We start from the raw sequence: 14,662 nt of genomic DNA on the forward strand, positions 1-14,662 counted from the left end.
TATACCGTCCGCAGTTCTACTTCCGCACGACGGACGTGACTGGCGCGATCGAGTTGCCCAAGGACAAGGAAATGGTCATGCCGGGCGACAACGTGTCGATCACAGTGAAGCTGATCAACCCGATTGCCATGGAAGAGGGCCTGCGCTTCGCGATCCGCGAAGGTGGCCGCACCGTCGGCTCGGGCGTCGTGGCAAAGATCCTCGACATCTGATTTAAGGATCGCGAAGGGGTATAGCTCAATTGGCAGAGCGTCGGTCTCCAAAACCGAAGGTTGTAGGTTCGATTCCTACTGCCCCTGCCACCTGAGGGTGGCCTCTAAAAGCCCGTCATGCCCTGACGGGCTTCGGCGTCTCAGATGGCGCTTTGAATGAAGGCTGAAAGGCCCAGGAATATTGCCCAAGATGGCTTCTTCTCAAATCGAAACGGTTAGCACCAATGCGGACAAAGCCAAGCTGGCTATGGCCGTTGTCCTGGCCGTGGGCGCCATCGTGGCGTTCTACTTGCTGGCTCGACAGGGCGCGGTGGTGCAGTGGGTGGCTTTGCTCATCGGTCTTGCTGCCGCTGTGGGGGCTTTTGCGAGTTCCGAAAGCGGCCGCCAGCTGTGGGCCTTCGGTCGTGATGCGTGGCGAGAGGTCAAGAAGGTGGTCTGGCCGACGCGTAAGGAAGCGATCCAGATGACCGCCTATGTGTTTGCCTTTGTCGCAATCATGTCCATCTTCCTGTGGCTCACCGATAAGACTCTTGAATGGGTATTTTTCGATCTCATTCTGGGTTGGAGAAAATAAATGACTGACGATGTGGTCGAAGCTGCGCCGGAAGGTGTGCCTGTGCTGGCTCCAGCCGCCAATCCCGACTTCCGCTGGTATGTGGTTCATGCGTATTCAGGCATGGAGAAGGCGGTTGAGCGCAACATCACCGAGCGCATTGCGCGCGCCGGCATGCAGGACAAGTTCGGCCGAATCCTGGTTCCGACTGAGGAAGTAGTCGAAATCAAGAACGGTCAGAAGCGCACGACGGAACGACGCTTCTTTCCAGGCTACGTCTTGGTCGAAATGATCATGGACGATGAAAGTTGGCATCTGGTGAAGCACACCAACAAGGTCACCGGATTCGTTGGCGGCGCAAAGAATAGGCCTGCTCCGATTTCGCAGAAAGAAGTCGAAGACATCGTCAGCCAAATGCAGCAGGGCACTGAAAAGCCGCGTCACAAGGTTGAGTTCGTGGTGGGCGAATTCGTGCGCGTTAAGGAAGGCCCATTCACTGACTTCAATGGCACTGTCGAGGAAGTCAACTACGAGAAGAGCAAGGTACGCGTCTCGGTCATGATTTTTGGCCGTGCCACGCCAGTCGAGCTCGAGTTTGCGCAGGTCGAAAAAACCTAAGTGAAACAAGCGCGATCCGCACCGTGTGGCCGCGAGATTTTTGTTTCTTGCTTCTCCGGCTCGGCAAGAAACTTGGACAAAGAGTCGTTAACCCCGGGGAGCCAAGGCTAAAGAAGCCTAGGCGTTATCACCCGCAAGGAGAAAAGCATGGCGAAAAAAATCGTCGGCTTCATCAAGCTGCAAGTGCCAGCTGGTAAGGCCAATCCATCGCCGCCAATCGGACCCGCCTTGGGTCAGCGCGGCTTGAACATCATGGAGTTCTGCAAAGCATTCAATGCGCAGACCCAAAGTGTCGAGCCAGGCTTGCCGTTGCCCGTGGTCATCACGGCATTCGCGGACAAGAGCTTCACCTTCATCATCAAGACGCCTCCGGCCGTCACTTTGATCAAGAAGGCGATCAAGCTTGATAAGGGTTCTGCACGTCCTCATACCGACAAGGTCGGAAAAATCACTCGGGCACAGCTCGAAGAAATCGCCAAGACCAAGATGAAGGATCTGACTGCTGCCGATCTCGACGCCGCGGTTCGTACCATCGCCGGTTCGGCTCGCTCGATGGGCGTGAATGTGGAGGGCGTGTAAATGGCAAAGATCACCAAGAAGCAAAAGGCCCTCGAGGGTAAGGTCGATAGCGGCAAGCTGTATCCGCTCGCTGATGCGCTCGGTCTCGTGAAGGAAGCCGCCACGGCGAAGTTCGACGAGTCCATCGACGTTGCGGTGCAGCTCGGCATCGATGCGAAGAAGTCTGATCAAGTTGTGCGTGGCGCCGTGGTGATGCCCAACGGTACCGGCAAGACCAAGCGCGTGGCCGTGTTCGCCCAGGGCGCCAAAGCTGAAGAAGCCAAGGCCGCTGGCGCCGACATCGTCGGCATGGACGACCTGGCCGCGATGGTGAAGGCTGGCGACATGCCTTTCGACGTCGTGATCGCCGCGCCGGACGCGATGCGCGTGGTCGGCACGCTGGGCCAGATCCTCGGCCCGCGCGGTCTGATGCCGAACCCGAAGGTCGGCACGGTGACGCCCGACGTCGCGACCGCCGTCAAGAACGCCAAGGCTGGCCAGGTCCAGTTCCGCGTGGACAAGGCTGGGATCGTGCACGGCACGATCGGCCGCCGTTCGTTCGACAACGACAAGCTGCAGGGCAACTTGGCTGCGCTGATCGACGCCCTGGTCAAGGCCAAGCCGGCGACCAGCAAGGGTGTTTACCTGCGCAAGGTGGCGGTGTCTTCGACGATGGGTGTGGGTGTCCGGGTGGACACGCAGACTATCGCCCAGGGCTGATGTATTTGTTCGGCTGCCGATCTGCGGTGGCCGGACGATGTGGTGGGTCGGAGTCGCGTCAATCGCAACCCCGGGCCATCCAAGACCGCTGGCGTGCAGGGATGCCTGTACTTAATCGCTCCACTTCGTGTGGCGGCCAGCGCAGATGGCGATCCCGCTGCAATGGAGTTCATTTCCGGAACAGTTGGTCGCTGCGTGAAGCGCGTTCTGAGGCTCCAGCCGAGGGGCGCATTTAAAAGGAGTAGACCTTGAGTCTGAATCGCAGTGAGAAAGAAGCGGTCATCAGTGATGTGACCAGCCTCGCCGCAAAAGCTCAAACGCTCGTGATGGCGGAATACCGTGGAATCACGGTTGCCGATATGACCAAACTGCGCACCGACGCGCGCAGCAAGGGCGTGAGCCTCAGCGTGTTGAAAAACACTCTGGCACGCCGTGCTGTCGCCGGTAGCTCGTTTGAGATCATCGGCGACCAGATGACCGGTCCGCTGATCTATGGCTTCTCCGAAGACGCTGTGGCCGCCGCGAAGGTGGTGGCCGATTTCGCGAAGACCAACGACAAGTTGGTCATTCGCGGCGGCGCCTTCGGCGGCAAGGCCTTGGACGTCGACGGCGTGAAGCAACTGGCAAACATTCCTTCGAAGGAAGTGTTGTTGGCGCAGTTGCTGGGCTTGATGCAATCCCCAATCTCGCGCACGGCCCGTGTTTTGGCCGCTCTCGCAGAGAAGCGCAGTGGTGGCGAAGCACAAGCCGAAGCACCGGCGGAGGCGCAGGCCGCTTGAGCCTTGCGTTTTGATAATTCAACCCAATTGTTAGGAAACAAAAATGGCATTCGATAAAGACGCATTTCTGACCGCGCTCGACGGCATGACGGTCTTGGAACTCAACGACCTGGTTAAGGCCATCGAAGAGAAGTTCGGCGTGAGCGCCGCGGCAATGTCCGCTCCTGCCGCTGGTGGCGGCGCCGCTGCTCCCGTTGCAGAAGAAAAGACCGAGTTCAACGTCATGCTCATGGAAGCAGGCGCGAATAAGGTTTCGGCGATCAAGGCAGTTCGCGAAATCACCGGCCTGGGCCTCAAGGAAGCCAAGGACCTGGTGGAGGCGGCTCCCAAGGCTGTCAAGGAAGGTCTGTCCAAGGCTGACGCCGAAGCCGCCAAGAAGAAGCTGGAAGACGCTGGTGCGAAGGTGGAACTGAAGTAATTCAGCTTCCCTTGAGGGCTGGAGTGTGCCGGAAGGCCCTCCAGCCTTTGCCGCTTTCAGAGCGCACCCAAAAGCCGCTGCGGTTGCACGGTTTTTGAGTGTCTTCTGACCCCGACTGCAGAAGACCCCTTGGTTCGGGTGATGTGCAACGCATCACTGTCCGCCAACGGCTGGTAGTGGCCAGCCGCCAAGCAGTGATGCGAAAGCATTGCTGACAAGTCGCTGAAGATCTCAAGCTCCGGAGCTCTCATGGCCCAAACGTCCACTTACAGTTACACCGAACGCAAGCGCATCCGAAAGAATTTCGGTAACCGCGACAGCGTCGTCGAAATCCCCTACTTGCTGCAGATGCAGAAAGACGCGTACACCGCTTTTCTGCAAGCCGGAGTGCCGCCCCAGAAACGCACTGTCGAAGGTTTGCAGGCTGCGTTCGACGCAGCGTTTCCAATCGTCTCGCACAACGGTTTCGTCGAGATGAAGTTCCTCGAGTACAACCTCGCGAAGCCTGCGTTTGATGTGCGCGAATGCCAAACCCGCGGCCTCACGTTTGCTTCGGCCGTTCGTGCCAAGGTCCAACTGATCATTTATGACCGTGAGTCGTCGACCTCACAGTCGAAGGTGGTCAAGGAAGTCAAGGAACAAGAGGTCTACATGGGCGAAGTGCCGCTCATGACGGACAAGGGCTCGTTCATCATCAACGGCACCGAGCGCGTCATCGTCTCTCAGTTGCACCGCTCTCCAGGCGTGTTCTTCGAGCACGACAAAGGCAAGACGCACAGTTCGGGCAAGCTGCTGTTCTCGGCTCGGGTGATTCCGTACCGTGGCTCCTGGCTCGACTTCGAGTTTGATCCGAAGGACATGCTGTACTTCCGCGTCGATCGTCGCCGCAAGATGCCAGTCACGATCCTCCTGAAGGCGATCGGCCTGAACCCGGAGTCGATCCTCGCGAACTTCTTCGTGAACGACAATTTCCGTCTGATGGACAGCGGCGCGCAGATGGAGTTCGTCCCCGAACGTCTCCGCGGCGAAGTCGCGCGCTTCGACATCACTGACAAGTCGGGCAAGGTCGTGGTCGCCAAGGACAAGCGGGTCACTGCTCGCCACACGCGTGAACTCGAGCAATCGGGCACCACGCACATCAGCGTGCCGGAAGACTTCCTGGTCGGTCGCGTCGTGGCCCGCAACATTGTGGACCCCGATTCTGGCGAAATCCTGGCGAAGGCCAACGACGAGTTGACCGAAGCGCTGCTCAAGAAGCTGCGCGCCGCCGGCGTGCAGGACGTGCAGGCGATCTACACGAACGAACTCGACCAAGGTGCCTACATTTCGCAAACGCTTCGTATCGACGAAACCGTCGATGAGTTCGCTGCGCGTGTGGCCATCTATCGCATGATGCGTCCCGGCGAACCGCCGACGGAAGATGCGGTGCAAGCCCTCTTCCAGCGCCTGTTCTACAACCCGGACACGTACGACCTGTCGCGCGTCGGCCGCATGAAATTCAATGCCAAGGTCGGCCGCGACGAATCGACGGGCCCGATGGTCCTGACCAACGAGGACATCCTCGCGGTCGTCAAGATCCTGGTGGACCTGCGCAACGGCCGTGGGGAAGTCGACGACATCGACCACCTTGGCAACCGCCGTGTTCGTTGCGTCGGCGAACTGGCCGAGAACCAGTACCGTACCGGTCTCGCCCGTATCGAGAAGGCTGTGAAAGAGCGTCTCGGCCAAGCGGAACAAGAACCGTTGATGCCGCACGACTTGATCAACAGCAAGCCGATTTCGGCAGCGCTGAAGGAATTCTTCGGTGCGTCCCAGCTGTCGCAATTCATGGACCAGACCAATCCGCTGTCCGAGATCACGCACAAGCGTCGCGTCTCGGCCCTCGGCCCGGGCGGTCTGACTCGTGAGCGCGCTGGCTTCGAAGTGCGCGACGTGCACGTGACGCACTATGGCCGCGTGTGCCCGATCGAAACGCCTGAGGGCCCGAACATCGGTCTGATCAACTCGCTGGCTCTTTACGCCCGCCTGAATGAGTACGGCTTCATCGAGACCCCGTATCGCCGCGTGGTGGATGGAAAGGTCACGAACGAGATCGACTACCTGTCCGCCATCGAAGAAGGCAAGTACGTCATCGCTCAGGCCAATGCCGCGCTCGACAAGGATGGCAAGCTGACGGGCGACCTGGTTTCAGCTCGCGAGACTGGCGAGTCGATCCTGGTGAGCGCCGAACGCGTCCAGTACATGGACGTGTCGCCCGCCCAGATCGTTTCGGTGGCTGCTTCGCTCGTGCCGTTCCTCGAGCACGATGATGCGAATCGCGCGCTAATGGGCGCCAACATGCAGCGTCAGGCTGTGCCTGTGCTGCGCCCCGAAAAGCCTTTCGTCGGTACGGGCATCGAGCGCGTCTCGGCAGTCGATTCGGGCACCGTGGTGACCGCCACCCGCGGCGGAACCGTCGACTACGTCGACGCGACCCGCATCGTAGTGCGTGTGAACGACGCTGAAGCGGCGGCCGGCGAAGTCGGGGTGGACATCTACAACCTGATCAAGTACCAGCGCTCCAACCAGAACACCAACATCCATCAGCGGCCCATCGTCAAGCGCGGCGACAAGATCGCCAAGGGCGACGTCGTGGCTGACGGCGCGTCGACTGATCTTGGCGAACTGGCGCTTGGCCAGAACATGCTGATCGCCTTCATGCCCTGGAACGGCTACAACTTCGAGGACTCGATCCTGATCAGCGAGCGTGTGGTTGCCGAAGACCGCTACACCTCAATCCATATCGAGGAACTGGTGGTGATGGCCCGCGACACCAAATTGGGTGCAGAGGAAATCACGCGTGACATTCCGAACCTCGCCGAGCAGCAGCTCAATCGGCTGGACGAATCCGGGATCATTTACGTCGGCGCCGAAGTGCAGCCAGGTGACACGCTCGTCGGCAAGGTCACCCCCAAGGGTGAGACCACCCTGACGCCTGAGGAGAAGCTGCTCCGCGCGATCTTCGGCGAGAAGGCTTCCGACGTGAAGGACACCTCGCTGCGCGTTGACCAAGGCTCGCAGGGCACCGTTATCGACGTGCAAGTGTTCACGCGCGAAGGCATTACCCGCGACAAGCGCGCCCAGCAGATCATCGACGACGAGCTGAAGCGTTTCCGCCTCGATCTGAACGATCAACTGCGCATTGTTGAGGCCGACGCGTTCGACCGTATCGAGAAGCTCCTGACGGGCAGGGTCGCCAACGGTGGCCCCAACAAGCTGGCCAAGGGCACAAAGCTCGACAAGGCCTATCTGTCGTCAATCGAAAGGTTCCACTGGTTCGACATTCGCCCGGCGGAAGACGAAGTCGCTGCGCAACTCGAGTCGATCAAGAACTCGCTCGAGCAGACGCGCCATAGCTTCGACCTCGCGTTCGAAGAAAAGCGCAAGAAGCTGACGCAAGGCGACGAATTGCCCGCGGGCGTGCTGAAGATGGTCAAGGTCTACTTGGCGGTCAAGCGCCGGCTGCAACCTGGCGACAAGATGGCTGGCCGTCACGGCAACAAGGGCGTCGTCTCGAAGATCGTTCCGGTCGAAGACATGCCCCACATGGCCGACGGTACGCCATGCGACATCTGCCTGAACCCGTTGGGCGTGCCTTCGCGCATGAACGTGGGTCAAGTGCTGGAAGTGCATCTGGGTTGGGCCGGCAAGGGCATCGGACAGCGTATCGGCGACATGCTGCAGGCTGAGGCCAAGGTGGCTGAACTGCGCAAGTTCATGGACCAGCTCTACAACGGTTCCGGTCGCAAGGAAGACCTCGGCAAGCTGAGCGATTCCGACGTGCTCGAAATGGCAGAAAACCTGTCGCAGGGCGTGCCTTTTGCGACGCCAGTGTTCGACGGTGCTTCGGAAGAAGAAATCCGCGGCATGTTGAAGCTTGCCTATCCCGAGGACATCGCCAAGCTCAAGGGCCTGACAGAGACCCGTACCCAAGCCTACCTGTACGACGGGCGTACCGGCGACCAGTTCGAGCGCCCTGTCACTGTTGGGTACATGCACTTCCTGAAGCTCCACCATTTGGTGGACGACAAGATGCACGCTCGCTCGACCGGCCCGTACTCGCTCGTCACGCAACAGCCGCTGGGCGGCAAGGCGCAGTTCGGCGGCCAGCGTTTCGGCGAAATGGAAGTGTGGGCGCTGGAAGCTTACGGCGCTGCCTACGTCCTGCAGGAAATGCTGACCGTGAAGTCCGATGACGTGCAAGGCCGTACGAAGGTGTACGAAAGCATCGTCAAGGGCGAGCACTCGATCGAAGCCGGCATGCCGGAATCTTTCAACGTGCTGGTCAAGGAAATCCGTTCACTGGGGCTCGACATCGAGCTCGAGCGTTCTTAATTGAAAAGGGAAAGAGTCTTATGAAATCGCTACTCGACCTGTTCAAGCAATTCACTCCGGATGAGCATTTTGATGCCATCAAGATCGGCATGGCCTCGCCCGAGAAGATCCGCTCGTGGTCTTTCGGCGAAGTGAAGAAGCCCGAGACGATCAATTACCGGACCTTCAAGCCTGAGCGCGATGGCCTTTTTTGCGCGAAGATCTTCGGTCCGATCAAGGATTACGAGTGCCTGTGCGGCAAGTACAAGCGCCTGAAGCACCGCGGCGTGATCTGCGAGAAGTGCGGCGTTGAAGTCACCCAGACCAAGGTGCGGCGCGAGCGCATGGGTCACATCGACCTGGCCGCTCCCTGTGCTCACATCTGGTTCCTGAAGTCGTTGCCGTCGCGTCTGGGCTTGGTGCTGGACATGACCCTGCGCGACATCGAACGCGTGCTGTACTTCGAAGCTTACGTGATCACCGATCCTGGCATGACCCCGCTCAAGAAGTTCGGGATCATGTCCGAGGACGACTATGACGCGAAGCGCAAGGAATACGGCGACGAATTCATCGCCAAGATGGGCGCAGAAGGCATCAAGGATCTGCTGATGGGCATCGAACTCGACAGCGAGATCGAGAAGCTGCGCGGCGACCTGACGGGTTCCGAAGTCAAGGTCAAGAAGAACTCCAAGCGCCTCAAGGTGCTGGAAGCCTTCCGCAAGTCGGGCATCAAGCCCGAGTGGATGGTTCTCGACGTGCTGCCAGTGCTGCCTCCGGACCTGCGTCCGCTGGTGCCGCTGGACGGCGGCCGTTTTGCGACCTCCGACCTGAATGACCTCTATCGCCGGGTCATCAATCGCAACAGCCGCCTTCGCCGCCTTCTCGAACTGAAGGCGCCGGAGATCATCGCGCGCAACGAAAAGCGGATGCTCCAGGAAGCAGTTGATTCGCTTCTGGACAACGGCCGCCGCGGCAAGGCCATGACCGGTGCCAACAAGCGTGCACTCAAGTCGCTGGCCGACATGATCAAGGGCAAGAGCGGTCGCTTCCGCCAGAACTTGCTGGGCAAGCGCGTCGACTACTCGGGACGTTCGGTCATCGTGGTGGGGCCGACGCTCAAGCTGCATCAGTGCGGCTTGCCGAAGCTGATGGCGCTTGAGCTGTTCAAACCCTTCATCTTCTCGCGCCTCGAAGCCATGGGCATTGCAACCACCATCAAGGCGGCGAAGAAGGAAGTGGAAAGCGGCACGCCAGTCGTGTGGGACATCCTTGAAGAAGTGATCAAGGAACACCCGGTGATGCTGAACCGCGCACCGACGCTGCACCGCCTGGGCATTCAAGCCTTCGAACCGATCCTGATCGAAGGCAAGGCAATCCAGCTGCATCCGCTGGTTTGCGCGGCCTTCAACGCCGACTTCGACGGTGACCAGATGGCCGTCCACGTCCCGCTGTCGGTGGAAGCGCAGATGGAAGCCCGCACGCTCATGCTGGCTTCCAATAACGTGCTGTTCCCCGCCAACGGCGAACCGTCGATTGTGCCATCGCAAGACGTGGTGCTGGGTCTGTACTACACCACCCGCGATCGCATCAACGGCAAGGGCGAAGGCCTGATGTTCTCGGACATCGGCGAAGTCCAGCGCGCGCTCGACGCCAATGTGGTCGAGCTCACCGCGAAGGTCAGCGTGCGAATCACGGAATACACGAAGGACAAGGACACGGGCGAATTCACTCCATCGACCTCCCTCGTCGACACGACGGTCGGCCGCGCGTTGCTGTCCGAGATCCTGCCGAAGGGCTTGGCGTTCTCGAACATCAACAAGGCACTGAAGAAGAAGGAAATCTCCAAGCTCATCAATGCTTCGTTCCGGAAGTGCGGCCTGAAGGAGACCGTCGTGTTCGCCGACAAGCTGTTGCAGAACGGCTTCCGCTTGGCGACCAAGGCAGGCATCTCGATTGCAATCGACGACATGCTGGTGCCCGCCGAGAAGCACGGCATCATCGACCGCTCCGCCAAGGAAGTGAAGGAGATCGAGCAGCAATACGTGTCCGGTCTCGTCACGTCGGGTGAACGCTACAACAAGGTGGTCGACATTTGGGGCAAGGCCGGCGACGAGGTGTCGAAGGTCATGATGGCCAAGCTGTCGAAGGAGAAGGTCCTCGATCGCCATGGCAAGGAAGTGGAGCAGGAGTCCTTCAACTCCATCTACATGATGGCCGACTCGGGCGCGCGCGGTTCCGCAGCGCAAATTCGCCAGGTCGCAGGTATGCGGGGTCTGATGGCCAAGCCGGATGGCTCGATCATCGAAACGCCAATCACGGCCAACTTCCGTGAAGGCCTGAACGTGTTGGAGTACTTCATCTCCACTCACGGTGCCCGTAAGGGCCTGGCTGACACTGCGCTGAAGACCGCGAACTCCGGCTACCTGACACGTCGCCTGGTCGACGTCACCCAGGATCTGGTGGTCATCGAACAGGACTGCGGCACGCAAGACGGCGCAGTGATGCGCGCGATCGTCGAAGGGGGTGAGGTCATCGAATCCCTGCGCGAGCGCATCCTGGGTCGCACTGCAGCCGAGGACATCTTGCACCCGGAAACGCGTGCAGTGCTGGCGAAAGCAGGCGACATGCTCGACGAAGATGTGATCGAGGCGCTCGAAGCCGAAGGCGTTGACGAAGTCAAGGTTCGCACGGCGCTGACCTGCGCGACACGCTTCGGCTTGTGCGCAAAGTGCTATGGCCGCGACCTGGGCCGCGGTGGCCTGGTGAACAACGGCGAAGCGGTCGGCGTGATTGCTGCCCAGTCGATCGGCGAGCCCGGCACTCAGCTGACCATGCGCACCTTCCACATCGGTGGTGCGGCATCGCGTGCGGCTGTTGCCTCGAGTGTCGAAGCGAAGTCCAACGGCGTGATCGGCTTCAATGCCACCATGCGCTACGTGACCAACAGCAAGAGCGAGCTGGTCGTGATTGCGCGTTCGGGCGAGATCGTCATCCATGACGAGCATGGCCGTGAGCGCGAGCGTCACAAGGTGCCGTACGGTGCCACGCTGGCCGTGAAGGCCGATCAGCAGATCAAGGCGGGCCACGTACTGGCCAACTGGGATCCGCTGACGCGCCCCATCATCACGGAATTCGCCGGTACGTCGAAGTTCGAGAACGTCGAGGAAGGACTCACGGTCGCCAAGCAGGTGGACGAAGTCACCGGCCTGTCGACACTGGTGGTGATCGATCCGAAGCGTCGCGGTGCGGCCAAGGTCGTGCGCCCGCAGGTGAAGTTGATCGATGCGTCCGGCGCCGAGGTCAAGATCCCCGGCACCGATCACTCGGTGACCATCGGCTTCCCGATTGGCGCCCTGGTGCAGGTGCGCGACGGCCAGGACGTGGGCCCCGGCGAAGTGCTGGCGCGTATTCCGGTCGAAGGCCAGAAAACTCGTGACATCACCGGCGGTCTGCCGCGGGTGGCCGAGCTGTTCGAGGCGCGTTCGCCGAAGGACAAGGGCATGCTCGCGGAGATGACTGGTACGGTGTCGTTCGGCAAGGAGACCAAGGGCAAGGTACGCCTGCAGATCACCGACCCGGAAGGCAAGGTCTGGGAAGAACTCGTGCCGAAGGAAAAGAACATCCTCGTGCACGAAGGCCAAGTCGTGAACAAGGGCGAGTCCATCGTCGATGGCCCGGCAGACCCGCAGGACATCCTGCGCCTGCTAGGCTCCGAAGAGCTGGCGCGCTACATCGTCGACGAGGTGCAGGACGTGTATCGCTTGCAGGGCGTGAAGATCAACGACAAGCACATTGAGGTGATCGTTCGCCAGATGCTGCGTCGCGTCGTGGTCGAGAACCCCGGCGATACCAACTACATCGCCGGTGAACAGGTCGAACGTAGCGAGATGCTCAACACCAACGACGCCCTGCGCGCCGACGGCAAGATCCCCGCGACGTTCACCAACCTGCTGCTCGGTATCACGAAGGCATCGCTCTCGACCGACAGCTTCATCAGCGCGGCATCGTTCCAGGAAACGACGCGCGTGCTGACGGAAGCCGCGATCATGGGCAAGCGCGACGAACTGCGCGGTCTGAAAGAAAACGTCATCGTTGGCCGCCTGATCCCCGCAGGCACCGGCATGGCTTACCACCAGGCACGCAAGGTGAAGGACGCGATGGACGAAGCCGAACGTCGCGCGATCGCTGAGGCCGAAGCAGCCGAGTTGTCCGGTTCGGCAGCCGCCGCGGACGAAGCCACCACGACGGCCGACGCCAGCGAAGGCGCCGCGACCGAATAGTTGGTTAGCATCGCCGGACATGACCGGTAGCAAACGCCCCCTTTCCGCTCGCGGATCGGGGGCTTTTCTTTTTCTTCAACGCCATGCTTGATTAAATGAACGGCCTGCCCGACTCTCTGCCGTACTGGATTGGCGGCGCCCTCGCGCTGTTCTGGTTCGTCGGCGCCTACAACCGGCTCATGCGGCTACGCTCAGCGGCATTGAATGCATACGCGATTCTTGACGCGGCGCTGGCTCGTCAGCTCGAGTTCGTCCTCGCCCGCTCCGCCCAGGATGAAGAGCCCTCCGCAGTGCAGGCGGCTCCGGGTGCGTCGCTGCAAGCTGCCGCCAATCAGCTCTCGACCCTTATGACGACCACTCGCCTTCGTCCTTTGGACCCGGCAAGTGTTGCCGCAATGAGCACCGCGATGCACGTGATGGTCAGCGCATGGCAGCGCTTGTATCCGGACGCCGTGGTCAGTTTCGAAGCCGACGGCACGTTGTCGCGACCGGCCACACTGGAGGGCAAAGATGAGTCTTCCGAAGGCTCCGTCCCCATTGCTTGGCCGGAACCCTCGGCGGCTGCCGAAATGGCTCGCAGCCAGTTCAATCTTGCGGTCGGCAGGTACAACGCCGCCATTACCCAGTTTCCAGCTCTCCTGGTGGCGTGGATCATGCAGCTCAAAGCCGCAGCCCCGCTGCGCTGATCACCTGCTGCGGCTGACGCATTGCCCATTAGCCCAATTACCATTGACCTCATTTGCCAGATCTTTCAGATTCCAACTTCGCATCGCCGCCGCTCTGGCGCCAGCTCCAGCTTGCCTCGTCGGCCTTGGCCTCGATCCGCGCCGGCGTTTCCGGCTCTGCCGCCTTTGAAGGAGTAGAGCCCGCCCTGCGGCCAGGCGTGCAGGCGCTCGGATTTCAGGTGCTGCGGTGGCTCGGCCGTGCCGAAGCGCTACGCCGGCACCTGGCGAAGCGAACGCCTCCGCCGGCCGCGGACGCGCTGCTTTGCACCGCGCTCGCGCTGGCGTGGGATCCCGAGCGGTCACCCTATGAACCCTTCACGCTGGTTGACCAGGCGGTCGAGGCCGCCAAGCGCAATCCAGGCACCAGGGCCCAGGCAAGCTTCATCAATGCCTGTCTTCGACGGTTCTTGCGCGAGCGCGAAGAATTGGTGGCGGCTACCGAACACGAGCCCGTGGCGCAATGGAATCATCCGCGCTGGTGGATCGAGCGGCTGAAGCGAGATCACCCCCGCGAATGGCAACGCGTCTTGGCCGCGGACAACGCGCAAGCGCCCATGACACTGCGCGTCAACTTGCTGAAGACGGATGTGGCGACATATCTGCACGCGCTGGAGGCAGCAGACCTGCCCGGGATGCCTGTTGGTGCCAGCGGTATCCAGCTGGTACGCGCCCGACCGGTCCAGCAGCTGCCCGGCTTTCTCGACGGCGCGTGCTCAGTACAGGATGCCGCAGCGCAGATCGCTGCGCCACTTCTTCTGGACGGCCTCGAGAAAGGGTCGGCGCCATTGCGCGTGCTGGACGCGTGTGCCGCGCCCGGCGGCAAGACTGCGCATCTGCTTGAGCTGGGCGCGTCGGTTAGGATTGACGTCACCGCGCTCGAGGTGGACGCGGGCCGCAGCCGCCGAATCGACCAAACCCTCTCGCGTCTGGGAATGAGCGCGAAAGTTGTCATTGCTGACGCCTCTCGTCCTGCGGAATGGTGGGACGGTTTACCGTTCGATGCCGTTCTGCTCGATGCGCCGTGCACTGCTTCAGGCATCGTCCGGCGGCACCCTGACGTGCGCTGGCTGCGGCGGGAAAGCGATATTGGCCAGCTCGCGCTCCAGCAGGCGATGCTGTTGGCCGCCCTTTGGCCGCTGGTGCGGGCGGGAGGCCGATTGCTGTATTGCACCTGTTCGGTGTTTCGCGAAGAAGGCTCGCACCAAATTGAGGCGTTCCTTGCGCACAACACCGACGCCCGTTTACTGCCTTCGCCCGGGCATTTGCTCCCCCAAAGCGGGGTGAATGCGCGTGGCGTCCCGGACAATCCGTTGGGTGATCACGACGGTTTCTTCTACGCCCTGCTCGAGAAGCTGCAGCGCTGACAAACATTCCGCGACCTGGCTGGCCGTGCTGCTGGCGTTCGTCTGGGTGTTGGCCTGGTTTCCGGGAGCGGTCGCAGCAGAG

General features: G+C 60.9%; 11 protein-coding genes and 1 tRNA gene. All 12 read left to right on the top strand.

What is annotated here, in order from left to right; all coding sequences use genetic code 11:
• On the top strand, window positions 1-212 hold a 212-nt coding region (locus tag AC1DMA_RS28910; protein WP_478146309.1), incomplete at its 5' end, for an EF-Tu C-terminal domain-related protein.
• A 14-nt stretch (window positions 213-226) separates the two neighbouring features.
• A tRNA-Trp gene (locus tag AC1DMA_RS28915) sits at window positions 227-302 on the top strand.
• A gap of 100 nt (window positions 303-402) precedes the next feature.
• Window positions 403-786 (top strand): preprotein translocase subunit SecE, encoded by a 384-nt coding sequence (secE, locus tag AC1DMA_RS28920; protein WP_478128712.1) that lies wholly within the window; start codon window positions 403-405, stop codon window positions 784-786.
• Window positions 787-1,383 carry a transcription termination/antitermination protein NusG gene (gene nusG, locus AC1DMA_RS28925; RefSeq protein WP_478128713.1) on the top strand — a complete coding sequence of 199 codons (597 nt, stop codon included), beginning with the start codon at window positions 787-789 and terminating at the stop codon, window positions 1,381-1,383.
• A 147-nt stretch (window positions 1,384-1,530) separates the two neighbouring features.
• Window positions 1,531-1,962, top strand: coding sequence for a 50S ribosomal protein L11 (gene rplK / locus AC1DMA_RS28930; RefSeq protein ID WP_478128714.1), 432 nt, complete (start codon window positions 1,531-1,533; stop codon window positions 1,960-1,962).
• Window positions 1,963-2,661, top strand: coding sequence for a 50S ribosomal protein L1 (rplA, locus tag AC1DMA_RS28935; protein ID WP_478128715.1), 699 nt, complete (start codon window positions 1,963-1,965; stop codon window positions 2,659-2,661). It begins immediately after the preceding gene.
• A gap of 248 nt (window positions 2,662-2,909) precedes the next feature.
• Window positions 2,910-3,440, top strand: a complete 531-nt coding sequence (rplJ, locus tag AC1DMA_RS28940; protein WP_478128716.1) for a 50S ribosomal protein L10 — start codon at window positions 2,910-2,912, stop codon at window positions 3,438-3,440.
• A gap of 43 nt (window positions 3,441-3,483) precedes the next feature.
• Entirely contained in the window at window positions 3,484-3,858 is a 375-nt protein-coding gene (gene rplL, locus AC1DMA_RS28945; RefSeq protein ID WP_478128717.1) for a 50S ribosomal protein L7/L12, read from the top strand.
• A gap of 249 nt (window positions 3,859-4,107) precedes the next feature.
• Window positions 4,108-8,232: a DNA-directed RNA polymerase subunit beta gene (rpoB, locus tag AC1DMA_RS28950; RefSeq protein WP_478146310.1), complete on the top strand. Its 4,125-nt coding sequence runs from the start codon at window positions 4,108-4,110 to the stop codon at window positions 8,230-8,232.
• 20 nt (window positions 8,233-8,252) lie between these two features.
• Window positions 8,253-12,491 (top strand): DNA-directed RNA polymerase subunit beta', encoded by a 4,239-nt coding sequence (gene rpoC / locus AC1DMA_RS28955; RefSeq protein ID WP_478128719.1) that lies wholly within the window; start codon window positions 8,253-8,255, stop codon window positions 12,489-12,491.
• 95 nt (window positions 12,492-12,586) lie between these two features.
• Window positions 12,587-13,177 (top strand): LemA family protein, encoded by a 591-nt coding sequence (locus AC1DMA_RS28960; RefSeq protein WP_478128720.1) that lies wholly within the window; start codon window positions 12,587-12,589, stop codon window positions 13,175-13,177.
• 53 nt (window positions 13,178-13,230) lie between these two features.
• The gene (gene rsmB, locus AC1DMA_RS28965; protein WP_478146311.1) at window positions 13,231-14,580 is read left to right on the top strand and encodes a 16S rRNA (cytosine(967)-C(5))-methyltransferase RsmB; all 1,350 of its coding nucleotides are present in this window, start codon (window positions 13,231-13,233) and stop codon (window positions 14,578-14,580) included.
• Window positions 14,581-14,662: the final 82 nt, after the last annotated feature.

This window comes from Variovorax sp. 05N34 (assembly GCF_056397405.1).